The sequence below is a fragment of the Paracoccus sp. (in: a-proteobacteria) genome (assembly GCF_047605025.1).
Taxonomy (GTDB): domain Bacteria; phylum Pseudomonadota; class Alphaproteobacteria; order Rhodobacterales; family Rhodobacteraceae; genus Paracoccus.
This window is the reverse complement of sequence record NZ_JASGGO010000018.1, coordinates 1-14,353: the sequence shown is the minus strand read 5'-3', so window position 1 is coordinate 14,353 and position 14,353 is coordinate 1. Positions and strand designations below refer to the sequence as shown.

General features: G+C 65.8%; 17 protein-coding genes and 1 pseudogene. 2 read left to right on the top strand and 16 right to left on the bottom strand.

From position 1 onward, the window contains the following. Positions 1-21: 21 nt before the first annotated feature. Positions 22-1,506: an Asp-tRNA(Asn)/Glu-tRNA(Gln) amidotransferase subunit GatA gene (gatA, locus tag QM682_RS11485; RefSeq protein WP_415129831.1), complete on the bottom strand. Its 1,485-nt coding sequence runs from the start codon at positions 1,504-1,506 to the stop codon at positions 22-24. After that, positions 1,503-1,790: an Asp-tRNA(Asn)/Glu-tRNA(Gln) amidotransferase subunit GatC gene (gene gatC, locus QM682_RS11480; RefSeq protein WP_415129829.1), complete on the bottom strand. Its 288-nt coding sequence runs from the start codon at positions 1,788-1,790 to the stop codon at positions 1,503-1,505. Before gatC ends, gatA begins: the two co-directional genes overlap by 4 nt. Before the next feature lie 130 nt (positions 1,791-1,920). Here gatC and QM682_RS11475 point away from each other — a divergent pair, with 130 nt between their 5' ends. Then, positions 1,921-2,613: a metal-dependent hydrolase gene (locus tag QM682_RS11475; protein ID WP_415129827.1), complete on the top strand. Its 693-nt coding sequence runs from the start codon at positions 1,921-1,923 to the stop codon at positions 2,611-2,613. 667 nt (positions 2,614-3,280) lie between these two features. On the opposite strand, the gene QM682_RS11470 is transcribed toward QM682_RS11475, so the two are convergent. The 13 genes from QM682_RS11470 to QM682_RS11410 form a co-directional block, all read right to left on the bottom strand. Next, positions 3,281-3,421, bottom strand: a complete 141-nt coding sequence (locus QM682_RS11470; RefSeq protein ID WP_415129825.1) for a hypothetical protein — start codon at positions 3,419-3,421, stop codon at positions 3,281-3,283. Positions 3,422-3,540: 119 nt separating this feature from the next. Beyond that, complete coding sequence (locus QM682_RS11465; protein WP_415129823.1) at positions 3,541-4,320, bottom strand: succinate dehydrogenase iron-sulfur subunit; 780 nt, start codon at positions 4,318-4,320, stop codon at positions 3,541-3,543. 10 nt (positions 4,321-4,330) lie between these two features. Continuing rightward, positions 4,331-5,176 (bottom strand): hypothetical protein, encoded by an 846-nt coding sequence (locus tag QM682_RS11460; protein WP_415129821.1) that lies wholly within the window; start codon positions 5,174-5,176, stop codon positions 4,331-4,333. After that, positions 5,176-5,487 carry a hypothetical protein gene (locus tag QM682_RS11455; protein WP_415129819.1) on the bottom strand — a complete coding sequence of 104 codons (312 nt, stop codon included), beginning with the start codon at positions 5,485-5,487 and terminating at the stop codon, positions 5,176-5,178. The genes QM682_RS11460 and QM682_RS11455 overlap by 1 nt, the downstream gene beginning before the upstream one ends. Position 5,488: 1 nt before the next feature. Then, positions 5,489-5,857 carry a hypothetical protein gene (locus QM682_RS11450; RefSeq protein ID WP_415129817.1) on the bottom strand — a complete coding sequence of 123 codons (369 nt, stop codon included), beginning with the start codon at positions 5,855-5,857 and terminating at the stop codon, positions 5,489-5,491. After that, positions 5,857-7,659 (bottom strand): succinate dehydrogenase flavoprotein subunit, encoded by a 1,803-nt coding sequence (gene sdhA / locus QM682_RS11445; protein WP_415129816.1) that lies wholly within the window; start codon positions 7,657-7,659, stop codon positions 5,857-5,859. Before sdhA ends, QM682_RS11450 begins: the two co-directional genes overlap by 1 nt. Positions 7,660-7,668: 9 nt before the next feature. After that, entirely contained in the window at positions 7,669-8,058 is a 390-nt protein-coding gene (locus QM682_RS11440; RefSeq protein ID WP_415129814.1) for a succinate dehydrogenase, hydrophobic membrane anchor protein, read from the bottom strand. 9 nt (positions 8,059-8,067) lie between these two features. Next, a complete protein-coding gene (gene sdhC, locus QM682_RS11435; protein ID WP_415129812.1) occupies positions 8,068-8,460 on the bottom strand; it encodes a succinate dehydrogenase, cytochrome b556 subunit in 393 nt (130 codons plus the stop codon). Between the two features lie 320 nt (positions 8,461-8,780). Next, the gene (locus QM682_RS11430; RefSeq protein WP_415129810.1) at positions 8,781-9,815 is read right to left on the bottom strand and encodes a MaoC family dehydratase; all 1,035 of its coding nucleotides are present in this window, start codon (positions 9,813-9,815) and stop codon (positions 8,781-8,783) included. Continuing rightward, positions 9,812-10,018, bottom strand: coding sequence for a DUF1737 domain-containing protein (locus tag QM682_RS11425; RefSeq protein WP_415129808.1), 207 nt, complete (start codon positions 10,016-10,018; stop codon positions 9,812-9,814). The genes QM682_RS11430 and QM682_RS11425 overlap by 4 nt, the downstream gene beginning before the upstream one ends. A gap of 7 nt (positions 10,019-10,025) precedes the next feature. Next, a complete protein-coding gene (locus QM682_RS11420; protein ID WP_415129806.1) occupies positions 10,026-10,577 on the bottom strand; it encodes an NnrU family protein in 552 nt (183 codons plus the stop codon). 42 nt (positions 10,578-10,619) lie between these two features. Continuing rightward, positions 10,620-11,471: an HpcH/HpaI aldolase/citrate lyase family protein gene (locus tag QM682_RS11415; RefSeq protein WP_415129804.1), complete on the bottom strand. Its 852-nt coding sequence runs from the start codon at positions 11,469-11,471 to the stop codon at positions 10,620-10,622. Between the two features lie 79 nt (positions 11,472-11,550). Beyond that, a complete protein-coding gene (locus QM682_RS11410; protein WP_415129802.1) occupies positions 11,551-12,291 on the bottom strand; it encodes a sulfite exporter TauE/SafE family protein in 741 nt (246 codons plus the stop codon). A 190-nt stretch (positions 12,292-12,481) separates the two neighbouring features. Between QM682_RS11410 and mdh the strand changes: the two genes are divergently transcribed. Next, entirely contained in the window at positions 12,482-13,444 is a 963-nt protein-coding gene (gene mdh, locus QM682_RS11405) for a malate dehydrogenase (RefSeq protein WP_415129800.1), read from the top strand. 504 nt (positions 13,445-13,948) lie between these two features. Here mdh and QM682_RS11400 read toward each other — a convergent pair. Then, a pseudogene (locus QM682_RS11400) lies at positions 13,949-14,353 on the bottom strand (hypothetical protein); the annotation flags it as partial.

Here is a 14,353-nt window from a genome sequence, read left to right as displayed (position 1 = left end):
GCTTCGCCTCCAGGGGGCCGGTCACCACCAGCGTTTGGGTTTCGCCAAGAAGCCTGCCGCAGATTCCAGCGCCTGCGCAAGGTTCAAGAGCGCGCCTTCCTCCCAGGGACGGCCGATCAACTGCATCCCCAAAGGCAGGCCCTGCCCGTCCAGCCCCACCGGCACCGAGATGCCCGGCAGACCGGCAAGGTTCAGCGTCACGGTAAAGACATCGTTCAGATACATCTCGACCGGGTTGCTCTTGTCGGACGAACCCAGCGCGAAGGCCGCGCTTGGCGTCGTCGGCGCCAGGATCGCGTCGATGCCGCCAGCATAGGCCAGATCGAAATCCCGCTTGATCAGCGCGCGGACCTTGCGCGCGCGGTTGTAATAGGCATCGTAGAAACCCGCCGACAGCACATAGGTGCCGATCATGACACGTCGCTGCACCTCGGGACCGAAACCCTCGGCACGGGTCTTTTCATACATCTCGACCACGCCGTCGCCCGCGCCCAGCTTGGCGCGGCGGCCATAGCGCACGCCGTCATAGCGCGCCAGATTGGACGAAGCCTCGGCCGGCGCGATGACATAATAGGCCGGCAGCGCGTATCGCGCATGGGGCAGGCTGATGTCGACGATCTCGGCGCCGGCGTCGCGCAGCATGGCGGCGGTCTGCGACCACAGCGCGTCGATTTCGTCCGACAGGCCCTCGATGCGGTATTCGCGCGGAATGCCGATGCGCTTGCCGCGAATGTCGCCGGTCAGCGCGGCCTCGTAATCCGGGACCGGGCGGTCGGCGCTGGTCGAATCCCTGGGATCGACCGAGGCCATGGCCCCCAGCATGATCGCGGCATCCCGCACGGTCTTGGTGATCGGCCCGGCCTGATCCAGCGAACTGGCATAGGCGATCACGCCCCAGCGGCTGACGCGGCCATAGGTCGGGCGCAGCCCCACGGTGCCGGTGAATGCCGCCGGCTGCCGGATCGAGCCGCCGGTATCGGTCGCAGTCGCCCCCAGGCACAGATCCGCCGCCACCGCCGCCGCCGAGCCGCCCGAGGAACCGCCCGAGGTCCGGGCCACGCCGTCCTCCAGCTTCCAAGGGTTGACCGTCGCGCCATAAACGCTGTTCTCGGTCGATGAGCCCATGCCGAATTCGTCCTGGTTCAGCTTGCCCAGCATGACCGCGCCCTGATCCCAAAGGTTCCGGGTCACGGTCGATTCGTATTGCGGCAGGAAACCCTCCAGGATGCGGCTGGCGGATTGCGAGGGCACGTCCCGCACGCAGAACAGATCCTTGACGCCGACCGGAATGCCCGTCATCGGCGCCGCTGCGCCCGCCTTGATCCGGGCGTCGGCGGCCTCGGCCATCTCGCGCGCCTTCTCGGGCGTGTTATGCACAAAGGCGTTCAGCGCGCCCGAGGCGTCGATCGCCGACAAACATGCCTCGGTCAGTTCGACCGCCGTGGTCTCGCCCTTGGCCAGCGCGTCGCGGGCATCGGCGATGGTCAATTGGTTCAGATCGCTCATTCCACCACCTTCGGCACGGCAAAGAAGCCCTCGCGCGCATCGGGCGCGTTCTTCAGGATCAGGCCCTGGATCTCGCCATCGGTGACGACATCCTCGCGCCGCTTCAGGCGCATCGGCTCAACGCCGGTCATCGGCTCGACGCCCTCGACATCGACCTCGTTCAACTGCTCCATGAAATGCAGGATGCCGTTCAGCTCCTGCGCCAAAGCCGGCAGGTCCGCGTCCTCGACCGCGATGCGCGCCAGATGCGCGACCTTGCGGGCCTCATCCTGAGTAATAGCCATGGGGGTTCCTTTCGCTTGGGCGGGTTTTACAAAGCCGGCCCCCAGGGGGCAAGCCATGGCGGCGCCGGAACTTTACGACCACCCCGGACCTTGGCAGGATATGGGCGTCACGCGAAAAGGAGTCCCCGCGATGAAACTCACCTGGCTCGGCCATTCCGGCTTCAGGCTTGAAATCGAACAGGCGGTGATCCTGATCGACCCCTGGCTTTCGGGCAACCCGGTTTTCCCCGAGGACCGGCGCGGCGAGGCGATCCAGGGCGCGACCCATGTGCTTCTGACCCATGGGCACGGCGACCATAGCGGCGACACACTGGCCATCGCCCGCGAACTCAAGATCCCGGTCGTGGGCATCTACGACCTGATCTCGACCTGGCAGACGCATCAGGGCATCCAGGGGATCGGCTTCAACAAGGGCGGCACGGTCGATCTGGGGGGCGCGAAGGTCACGATGGTCAACGCGACCCACAGCTCATCCATCGAAGGCAATGAGGGCCCGATCTATGCCGGCCACGAATCCGGCTACATGATCGCGGGAGAGGGGCATGTGATCTATGTCACCGGCGACACCGACATCATGGCGGACATGGAATGGATGGGCGAATATCACCGGCCCGATATCGGCATCCTCTGCGCCGGCGGCCATTTCACCATGGACATGAAGCGCGCCGCCTGGGCCGCGAAAAGATATTTCGACTTCAAGACGGTGGTGCCCTGCCACTACAAGACCTTCCCGCTGCTCGAACAAAGTGCCGACGCCCTGCGCGCGGGCCTGCCCGGCGTCGATGTCATCGAACCCGAGGTGATGACCCCGCTGGAACTCTAGCGCATGCGCTGCGTCCCAAACTGGGCCGGATGCGGTCACGATATGCCTACCGATCCGCGGCGGAGAAGGTTCGCGCCGCATTCCCTGGACAGGCCAGACGCCCCTGGACGCGGCGGACGAAACAACCCGCGGCCTCCGGCGGCGCCTTGGACCCTGCCTAGCCAGCCCATGGCCCGCCCGAACGGTCCAGCCACCAAAGCACGCCGCCCGCGACTGGCGGCAGACCGATGCTCGCAGGCCCATATTCGATGCTCCGCCGGATAAGCCCGCCCGGAACATGCCCTGGCCGCTCCCACGCGCATAAGGTCCAGGCAACCATGGCTTGGGCAACGCGGGCCAGCCCCGCGCCGACAACATCGCGATACCACCGCCAACGCCGACACCGCCCCTCGACGGCTATCCGCCCCCGAATTAAGCGGCCCGCTCACGATCTCGCGACATACCGCCCGCACAGAAATTCAGGATCGGCGCCAAAGAGGCACCCGCAATCACCCCGTCGAGAATAGGTTTCACATGCATGAAGAATCCAGGCACCCGCCGGGATCCAGTTCGGCCCTTCTTCGTTTTCCAAATACCCATGCATCCGCGCCGCCATCCCGCCCGGACGCCGGGCGCGGCGAAAAACGCGGCTCCGAAGACCGCGCTTCAGATCAAGCGGGGATAAGCCTCAGGCGGCCCGGCGCAATTTCGCGGGCTCGGCAATCTCGAAGCTGAAATAGCCATACATCTGATCCAGCACGGCCAGCGCCTCGGCGGCTTCGCGGTCGGCGGCGGGCTTTGGAACGGCCGGCATGTTCTTGGGCGTCATCTGTCTCTCCGGGGTCGAATGTCATTCCCCCCGCCCCGACAGATAACGCCGCGACGCAGCAAATTCCAGTGCTGCGTCGCGGCGTAAAACCCATGGCACCCATGCACCGCACGCGCGGGTCAGACGATCCGGTCCACCATCATATGCTTGATCGAGGCGATGGCCTTGGCCGGGTTCAGCCCCTTGGGACAGGTATTGGTGCAGTTCATGATCGTGTGGCAGCGGTAAAGCTTGAAGGGATCCTCAAGCGAATCCAGCCGCTCGCCCGTGGCCTCATCGCGCGAATCGATGATCCAGCGATAGGCGTGCAGCAAGGCCGCCGGACCCAGGTAGCGGTCGCCGTTCCACCAGTAGCTGGGGCACGAGGTCGAACAGGACGCGCACATCACGCATTCATAAAGACCATCCAGCTTCCTGCGATCCTCGATCGACTGGCGCCATTCCTTGGCCGGAGTCGGGCTTTCGGTGATCAGATATGGCTGGACCGAGGCGTGCTGGGCATAGAAATGCGTCAGGTCGGGGATCAGATCCTTGACCACGGCCATATGCGGCAGCGGATAGATGTTCACGTCGCCCTTGACCTCATCAATGCCATAGATGCAGGCTAGATGGTTGCCGCCGTCGATATTCATCGCGCAGGAGCCGCAGATCCCCTCGCGGCAAGAGCGGCGGAAGGTCAGCGTCGGGTCGATCTCGTTCTTGATCTTGATCAGCGCGTCCAGAACCATCGGGCCGCATTTGTCCAGATCGATGAAATAGGTGTCGATCCGAGGATTCTCGCCGGTATCCGGGTCCCAGCGATAGATGTTGAAGCGGCGGGTGTTCTTGGCTCCCTCGGGCTTGGGCCAGGTCTTGCCGACCCGCATGCGGCTGTTCTTGGGAAGGGTAAGTTGGACCATTGGGTAGCTCCTATGAGAGGTTTCCTTGGGGCCGAAAATCAGCGTTGAACAAGGGTTGGCAGCGGGCGACAAGGCGGACGACCTTGTCCCGAGCATGGGGGTTCAGGGGCGCCGCGTTGACCTGGCGCAGGAATTCCAGGGCACCCGCGTTCAGCCGGGCCATCGCGGGCTGCTCCAGCGGCGCCAAAGCCGCCAGCATGCCCGGCGCAAGGCCCGCCAGCCGCAGCAGCGCATGGCCGGGGCGCAGGGGATCGCGCTCCTCCTCAAGCGGCAGGCGGGTCACGCGATCCGCGCCGATCCGGGCTGCCAGCCGCGCGGTCAGGGCGTCCCAGCCGGCATCCGGGCCGGTTTCCAGGGCCGCCGTCTCGGCCAGGAATTCGGGCAAGGTCCGGCAATAGCCGTCCGTGCGCACCGCCTGCGCCCAGACGCTTTCCCGCCAGGCCGGCATCGGGCGGCTGTAATAGGCGAAATGCGGGTCGAAGCCCGGCGCCATCTCGGTCAGAATCGCCGCGATCCGTGGCAGCATCGGGAAAAGCCGCGTCTCGCCGCCATTGCCGGGCATCGCGCCGGCCAGGTTCTCATGCGTCAGCAGGACCGGCAAGCCGTTATCCGGCAGCGCGGCCAACAGATCGGCGAAGGCGCCGCGCAGATCCGCCTCGCGCGGGGCGTCGGGCGACAGGCTATAGGCGATGGCCGCGCGCCCGATGGGGCGCATCGGGATGCCGATCAGCTCGTTCGGGATCACCAGATCCTTGGCCAGGACCTGGGCATTGCGCTTGATATAGTGATGGAACGAGGTCGAGCCGGTCTTGGGCAGTCCGACATGGACCAGCAATCGGCGAGGGGCCTGGGACATCAGCGCGCACCCCACCCCGGTTGGTCGTAAAGCGGACGCGTGGGCTTCTGCCCCGAGCGGCGCTGAACGCAATCCGCGAAGACCTTCGAGGGATCGCGCCCCATGATGTAGTCCGAGGACAGGCCGACCTGGACAAAACCCCCGCGATAGCCGCCCGAGCCGATTCCCATGCCCATTTCGGTGCGCGGCCCGGTCGCGTCGCGGGCCTGGTCCAGGCAGACCCGCTCGGCCTGATCGACGGAAAGCGGCGCGCAGGCCACCAGCGCCGGCAAAGCCAGCCCCAGAAGCGGAAGCGCGCCGCGCCCGGTCATGTCAGACGGTCCGCTTGGCCGCGGCGGCGGCCCCGGCGATGCATTGCGTCGTCGCCGGACGGCCGACGACGGCGGCCACCGCGCCGCTGGGATCGGCGGCATCGGCGATCCCAGCCATCTCGGCCGTGGTCGCGTTCTGCATCACGCAATCGGTATAGGGTGCCACGTTCGCCCCCGGCAGACGCCGCGCCATCTCGCGGTTGACCACCACCCGCGCGGAATTCCGCACGGCGATGTCGGGATTGGGCGCGGCCACCGGCGGCACCGGCACCGGCCCGGGCGCGATGCTGGCCGGGCTTTGCACCACGCAGCCCGACAAGGCCAGCGTGGCAAGGCCCATCGAGACGGGCAGGATCAGGGAAAGACGCATCAGTAAACCCTCGCCTTTGGTGCGATCTTCTTAAGGTCGATCCCGCCCTCGTCCTGCGTGGTCAGCGGGTCAAGATGGACGGGCCGATAGGCCAGCTTAACATCGTTGCCCTCGATCCAGGCAAGAGAGTGCTTGCGCCAGTTGGCGTCATCGCGATTGGGCCAGTCCTCATGCGCGTGGGCGCCACGGCTTTCCTTGCGCGCCTCGGCCGCGACGATGGTGGCCAGCGCGTTCGGCATCAGGTTGGTCAGTTCCAGCGTCTCCATCAGGTCGCTGTTCCAGATCAGGCTGCGGTCGGTGACCTTCACATCGTTCAGCTTGGCCGCGATGACCTGCATCTTGCCCATGCCCTCGGCCAGGGTCTTGTCGGTGCGGAACACGGCGGCGTCAGCCTGCATGGTGCGCTGCATCTCAAGCCGCAACTCGGCGGTCGGGACCGAGCCGTCGGCAAAGCGGATACGGTCGAACCGCTCCATGATCGCGTCGACGGCGGCCTGGTTGGTGGACGGGATCGCCGATTTGCGGTCGATCACCTGCCCCGCGCGGATCGCGGCGGCGCGGCCGAACACCACCAGGTCGATCAACGAGTTCGAGCCCAGCCGGTTCGCGCCATGCACGCTGGCGCAGCCGGCCTCGCCCACCGCCATCAGGCCGGGGAAGATGCGATCCGGGCTTTCCTCGGTCGGGTTCAGCACCTCGCCCCAGTAGTTCGTGGGAATGCCGCCCATGTTGTAATGCACCGTCGGCAGGATCGGGATCGGCTCACGCGTGACATCGACGCCGGCGAAGATCCTGGCCGATTCGGAAATGCCCGGCAGGCGCTCGTGCAGGCTTTCCGGCGGCAAGTGCTGAAGGTTCAGGAACATGTGGTCCTTGTGCTCGCCCACGCCGCGACCCTCGCGGATCTCCAGCGTGATGCAGCGCGACACCACATCGCGCGAGGCCAGGTCCTTGTAGGTCGGCGCGTAGCGTTCCATGAACCGCTCGCCCTCGCTATTCGTCAGGTAGCCGCCTTCGCCGCGCGCGCCCTCGGTGATCAGGCAGCCCGAGCCATAGATGCCGGTCGGGTGGAACTGCACGAATTCCATATCCTGCAAGGGCAGGCCCGCGCGCGCCACCATGCCGCCGCCGTCGCCGGTGCAGGTATGGGCGCTGGTCGCGCTGAAATAGGCCCGCCCATATCCGCCCGTCGCCAGCACCACCATCTTGGCGTTGAAGATATGCATGGTGCCGTCATCCAGCTTCCAGCACACGACGCCGGTGCAGCGGTCATCGGTGATGATCAGGTCCAGCGCGAAATATTCGATGAAGAACTCGGCCTTTTCCTTCAGCGACTGGCCATAAAGCGTGTGCAGGATGGCGTGGCCGGTGCGGTCGGCGGCGGCGCAGGTGCGCTGCACCGGCGGGCCTTCGCCGAATTCGGTGGTATGGCCGCCGAAGGGGCGCTGATAGATCTTGCCCTCTTCGGTGCGCGAAAACGGCACGCCGTAATGTTCCAGCTCGTAGACGGCCTTGGGCGCCTCGCGCGCCAGGTATTCCATCGCGTCGGTGTCACCCAACCAGTCCGAGCCCTTGACGGTGTCATACATGTGCCACTGCCAGTTGTCCGGCCCCATGTTCGACAGGCTGGCGGCGATGCCGCCCTGCGCCGCCACGGTATGGCTGCGGGTCGGGAACACCTTGGTCACGCAGGCGGTGCGCAGGCCCTGTTCGGCCATGCCCAGCGTCGCGCGCAGGCCAGCCCCGCCGGCGCCCACGACAACCACGTCATAATCGTGCGTTTCGTATTTGTAAGCAGCCATGGCGAAACCTCAGAGAACGATGATCGCGCCCAGGCCCATGCGGGCCAGCGCGTAGACGGCGGCGGCGATGACCGCCCAGCCGAAGATGACGGAGAAGATGATCGCGCCCTTGCGCGTCGCGCCCTGGAAATAGTCGTCGATCATGATGCGCGTGCCCTTGATGAAGTGCAGCATGCCCACGATCACGAAAAGCGCGGTGATCAGCGCCGGCAACGGGCGCGCGAAATAGGCCAGGACCAGTTCGCGCGGCAGGCCGATGGCGCGCGCGACGGTGATCATGAAAAGCGGCGTCAGGATCAGCAGCGCCACGGCCGAGACGGTCATGGCCCAGTGATGCTTGGTGCCGGAATGGGCCGAGCCGAGACCCTCGGCGGCTTTCAACGGGGTAATGAAACGCATGTCCGGGCCTCAGAACACAAAGAAGATGATCAGGGTCAGCAGCGCCAGCCCGACCGAGCCGGCGATCAGCGCATAGCTGGACTTCTTGGCTTCGGCGATCTCGAAACCATAGCCCGCGTCGTAAAACAGGTGCCGCAGCCCCGCCAGCAGGTGATACCACAAGGCCCACATCGAGCCGGTCAGCACGATGAAGCCGATCCAGGACCGCATCACCCAATCCGCGCAGGCGAAGGCGCCGGGCGAGCTGACGGCGGCGACCAGCCACCAGACGATCAGGACGATGCCCGCCACCAGCGCATGCCCGGTGATGCGGGTCATGATCGAGGTGACGGCGGCGATGGGCAGGCGATAAACCTGCAAATGCGGTGACAGCGGCCGGTTACCCCGGTTGACGTCAGCCATGGTGCGCTCTCCTGCGTATCAAAGGCCCTTGCATCGCATTGCGCAGCTTTGGCTGGCGGCAAGGGCTGGCCGAGATTTTGGGTCTGCTTCTAGTCGTTTTGTCGCATCTGTCACGGGCCGAGACCAGACGGAACCCTGAAACTGGTCAATTTTTCCGCTTTGTGATCACGCAATCCCGGCCCGTGATCACAGTCCGGCGGACTGATTGCGCTAACGGCACCCTCCGACGCCGAAGTCCTTGGATAATCCCTGTTTTCCGAGAGTTTTACCCGGAAATGCCTTACCCGTTCAGGCATCGAATCCCTCCCCCCATCTTTGGCCTAGACCGGCATCAAGGCCCACAGGTCCAGGTCCAGAAGCACATGCGGCAGATATTTCCCCGCCTCGTCCTTCAGCCCCCGATCACCGGCCGCCCCTTTATGCGCGACCAGCCGCAGCCGGATCGCGCCGATGCCGGGCACCTGGGTCGGGGCCTTGTCCAGCACCTCGGACCAGGCGCGCACGGTATCGCCCGCGAAGCAGGGATTGGCATGCGCCCCGCCGTTCAGCGCCACGATCATCTGCGCATTCGCCAGCCCGTTGAAGGACAGGGCGCGGGCCAGGCTGATGACATGGCCGCCATAGATCAGCCGCCTGCCATCCTCGCGGAAGGTGGCGTCGAAATGCACCTTGGCGGTGTTCTGCCACAGGCGGGTCGCCAGCATGTGCTCGGCCTCTTCGATGGTGACGCCGTCCACATGGTCGATGATCTCGCCCACCGCGTAATCGCCCCAACGATGCGGCTCTCCGGCCAGTTCGAAATCATAGGCGCTGAAATCCAGCCCCTCGGGGACGACCAGGGCTTCGGGCGGCACGACCCTGGCCAGATCGGGCAGCAGGGCTTCCGGCGCGGGGGCGGATTCGTCGCGCTTGCGCACCATGACCCAGCGGACATATTCCAGCACGACCTCGCCCATCTGGTTCAGGCCGCGGGTGCGGACATGGACCACGCCGGATCTGCCGTTCGAGTTCTGCTTAAGCCCGATCACCTCGGATTCCGCGCGCAGCGTGTCGCCGGGCCAGACCGGGCGCAGCCAGCGGCCCTCGGCATAGCCCAGATTGGCGACCGCGTTCAGGCTGATATCGGGCACGGTCTTGCCGAACACGGTATGGAACGCGATCAGGTCATCCATGGGCGAGCCGTCCAGCCCGCAGGCGGCCGCGAACTCGTCCGAGGAATAGATCGCGTGCCGTGCCGGATAAAGCGCGTGGTAAAGCGCCCTTTCCCCTTCGGCCACGGTGCGGGGAACGGCGTGGCGGATCACCTGGCCAAGCTGGTAATCCTCGAAGAAGCGGCCCGGATTGGTCTTGCTCATTGCTGCCCCAGTTTCATATCGGGATGGTAATCGTCGGCGATGTCCTTGGTCACGGCCTGGGCGCAGCGCATCACGCCGCGCGCCGCGTCGAAGGCCATCGCGGGGGAACCATGCAGGTCCCAGCCCCTGGACAGCGCCAGGCTGACCTTGTGGCAGAAATCCGAGGTGTCGTCCTCGGTCAGCAGGCGATAGATCCTTGGCATGTTTCCCTCAACTCCCGAACGGGTTGTAGCCGAACCAGCGGTGGATCAGGCCCACGACCAGCAACAGGACGACCGCGCCGACGGCGGCCATGATTTCGCGGCGCATCGGGAACGGCCCCGAGGGCGGCACCCAGGCCGACGCGGCGCGGTTCAGGGCCGCCATCTCGGCCAGCGCCCAGGCCAGCAGCCCACCGAACAGCACGAGGCTCGGCAGGTCGCCATTGACCAGCATATGCGCCCCGGCCCAAAGCGCGAAACCCGTCAATTGCGGGTGGCGGATGCGGGCCGCGATCCGCGTCTTCATCCCGTCCGCCGCGAACAGGTAGAAGGCCCCCAGCACCAGCAGGTTGTTGATCCCCTTGAGCGGCGCCGAGACGCCCCACCAGTAAGGCCCGTCCGCCATGCGATAGCCGACGATCATCAGGACGATCGCGGCGATCAGCGCGCCGGCGACCAGCCCCCTGCCCTTGTCGCCCAGCCGGGCGCGGGCGCGGGGCGCGAGCCGCTTGAAGAAATGCGCGCCCCACCACAGAGCCACGCCAAGGATCAGGATCGTCATCTGGCTTTTCTCCTGCTGGATGCGTCTGTCAGCAGGTTGCGCCTAGCCGGCCAGTCGCGCAATCGCCTCGGCCTTGGCCAGGGTGGCGCGGGCGGTCTCGACATGCAGGTTCTCGACGATGCGGCCATCGACCACGGCAACGCCCTTGCCCTGCGCCTTGGCCTCGGCGAATGCCTCGATCTGGCGGCGCGACAGGGCGATCTCGTCCTCGGACGGCGCGAAGACCTCGTTCGCGACGGCAAGCTGGGCGGGATGGATCAGGGTCTTGCCGTCGAAACCCATGTCGCGGCCCTGGACGCATTCCGCGCGCAGGCCCTCTTCGTCCTTGAAGGCGTTGAAGACCCCGTCCACGACCACCCGCCTATGCGCCCGCGCGGCCAGAAGGCACAGACCCAGCCCCGCCATCATCGCCAGCCGGTCGGACCGGAAGCGCGAGCCAAGCTCTTTCGCCAGGTCGTTCGTGCCCATGACCATGCCGGCCAGACGCGGATGCGCGGCGATCTCGGCCGCGTTCAGCATGCCCTCGGCCGTCTCCATCATCGCCCAAAGCGGCGCATTGGGAATCAGCGCGGCAACGCGGTCCAGGTCGGTCGCGCGGCTGACCTTGGGGATCAGCACCGCGTCGGCGGTTCCGGCCAGGGTATGAGCAAAGGCGCGCGCATCGCCGTCGAACCATTCCGTATCCAGCCCATTGATCCGCACGATCCGCGCCCGGCCACCGTAATCGTTCAGCAGCGCCTGGCCCAGCAATTCTCGGGCCTGCTGCTTTTCGGCGGGCGCCACCGCATCCTCAAGATCGAAGATGATGGCGTCGGCGGCCAGCCCCTGGGCCTTTTCCATGGCACGGGCATTGGCGGCGGGGATATAGAGAACGGAGCGATAGGGACGGGTCATGCGGTCCTCAAGCAATAAAGTTGCGAGAACCTGCCCTGAAAAGTTCCGAGTGACAAGACCGTTTCGCCGCGCCGCAGCGTTACAGCGCGTCCCAGATCAGCTTGGCCGAAACCAGCACCAGCGCCCAGGTGATGAAGCGATAGAAGAAATCGGCGGACATGCGCTTCAGCAGCCATAGCCCCGCCAGCACACCCGACACGCCCGGCACCATCAGCACCAGCGCGACCGAGAGATTGTGCAGCGACAATTGCCCCAGCGCCGCATAGGGGATCAGCTTCACCGCGTTGCAGATGGCGAAAAAGATCGTCGTGGTGCCGGCGAAGCGCAGCGGCGGCAGGCCCAGCGGCTGCGCATAGATCTGATAGGGCGGCGCGCCGGAATGGCTGACGAAGCTGGTATAGCCCGCCAGCATCCCCCAGAAGCTGCCCCGGCCCCAGCCGGGCGCGCGGCCTCGGGCGCCCCGGCCCGGCCGCAGCAGCGCGTTCAGGGCGAAGGCCAGGCCGATCACGCCGACGATCAGGCCCACCATGCGGTCATCGACCACATGCGCCGTGGCCCAGCCCAGGGCGATCCCGGCCACCGCGCCGGGCAGCAGCGTCGCCAGCACGCGGCGGTCGAAGCTGCGGCGAAAGGCGATCAGCCCGCCGATATCCGAGACGACATAGACCGGCAGCAGGATGCCCGCCGCCTGGACCGGCGACATCACCAGCGCCATCAGCGGCACCGCGATCATGCCGACCATCGCCAGCCCGCCCTTCGACATGCCGACCGCGAAGGCCGCGATCCAGGCCAGAACCCAGCCGGAAAGATCCAATCCCATCGCGCTTCTCCTTGTCCTGGGGCCGGCCCGGCGCGACCTAGCCGCGCCTCAATCCCGACTGCTATCGCTAACTGCGTAAAATCGCGGCGGCAAGCCCGGTGAAATCACGGCGATGCGACTGGCCGGGCTTGCGATTTTCCCTTCCAGCAGCTACCCAACCGGCCGAACATCATGGAAATCGGAGGTTACAATGGCCCGACCCAAGATCGCGCTCATCGGCGCGGGGCAGATCGGCGGCACGCTGGCGCACCTGGCCGCGATGAAGGAACTGGGTGATGTCATCCTGTTCGACATCGCCGAGGGCACGCCCCAGGGCAAGGCCCTGGACATCGCCCAGTCCGGCCCGTCCGAAGGCTTCGACGCCGCCCTGCGCGGCGCGAACGACTATGCCGACATCGCGGGCGTGGATGTCTGCATCGTGACCGCCGGCGTGCCGCGCAAGCCGGGCATGAGCCGCGACGACCTGCTGGGCATCAACCTCAAGGTCATGAAATCCGTGGGCGAAGGCATTGCCAAGCACGCCCCGAACGCCTTCGTGATCTGCATCACCAACCCGCTGGACGCGATGGTCTGGGCGCTGCGCGAGTTCAGCGGCCTGCCGCATGAGAAGGTCGTGGGCATGGCCGGCGTGCTCGATTCGGCCCGCTTCCGCCATTTCCTGTCGCTGGAATTCGGCGTCTCGATGCGCGACGTGACGGCCTTCGTGCTGGGCGGCCATGGCGACACCATGGTGCCGCTGACCCGCTATTCCACCGTCGCCGGCATCCCGCTGCCCGATCTGGTCAAGATGGGCTGGACCACGCAGGAGAAACTGGACGCCATCGTTCAGCGCACCCGCGACGGCGGCGCCGAGATCGTCGGCCTGCTGAAGACCGGCTCGGCCTATTACGCGCCCGCGACCTCGGCCATCGAGATGGCGGAAGCCTATCTCAAGGATCAGAAGCGCGTCCTGCCCTGCGCCGCCTATGTGGATGGCGCCTATGGGCTGGAGGGGCTGTATGTGGGCGTGCCGACCGTGATCGGCGCGAACGGCATCGAGAAGGTCATCGCGATCGACCTGCAAGACGAAGAAAAGGCCATGTTCGACAAATCGGTCGATGCGGTGAAGGGTCTTGTCTCGGCCTGCAAGGGTATCGACAGCTCGCTGGCCTGATCCCCACCACGCGAAACGTCACACGAAACGCCCCGCGGGATCCGCTCCCGCGGGGCTTTCTCTATTGGGGGTATGTCAGTCAACAACTATGATCTTGTGGTCTGCTTCGCGGGACGAAGCAGCCATTGACAGGCCGTGAGGCAATGGAAACACTTCAAGAACGATCTGCTATCTGTAGTTCGAATCGGAGGCCGAGGAATGCTGAAGTATACCTACCCGGACGGAACGCACTGCTATCGGGCAATTCATTCTGCTCACGCCGTTTTTCGGGACTCTGAGGGCAAGCTGATCGCGAGAGCCGAGAAGGCAGACCGCTCGGGCATGTATGAGTTTGAGATAAAGGGGTTTGAGATATTGGGGCCGGGAGTGGTCTACCACTGATAAGGGCTCAAAGCACCTTCAACCTGGGTTCGCAGTCCGCCTGTGTTTGTGACTGCCTCACCGCCCATGGCGGTTGATCCCGGCAGGTGTCTTGCTTCTCTCCGAAGTCGGCACCGGGCCGCTTCATGATAGGGTCGCAAGGAGAGGCATCCCAATCTTTTTGCGAACCGCGGCATGGGCCGCGTTCAAGCCTCGCTCGGGGTTATACCTGCCCACCCGTCCCTGCGCGGGGCCTTTATCCGTGCCTTGGCGCGAATGCAGAAGGCCGGCTCGCGCGGTCCGCGGTTGCCAGCGGTATTCCGTGCCGTCGATCCACATTCGATGCAGGATCACGGCCAGCCGCCGCGCCGCCCCGACGAGCGCCTTGGCCGGCCCACGCCGTTTCGCCAAGGCCATGCCGCACACCTTCAGCGGGGAACTCTTGGTGTTCTGTCGCAGGATAATGCCCGCCGCTTCCAGCAGCGAGGCAACCGACGTAAGCGCGGAGTTGAGGCCGTTCAGGGTTTGTAATTCCATGGCATGAGTGCG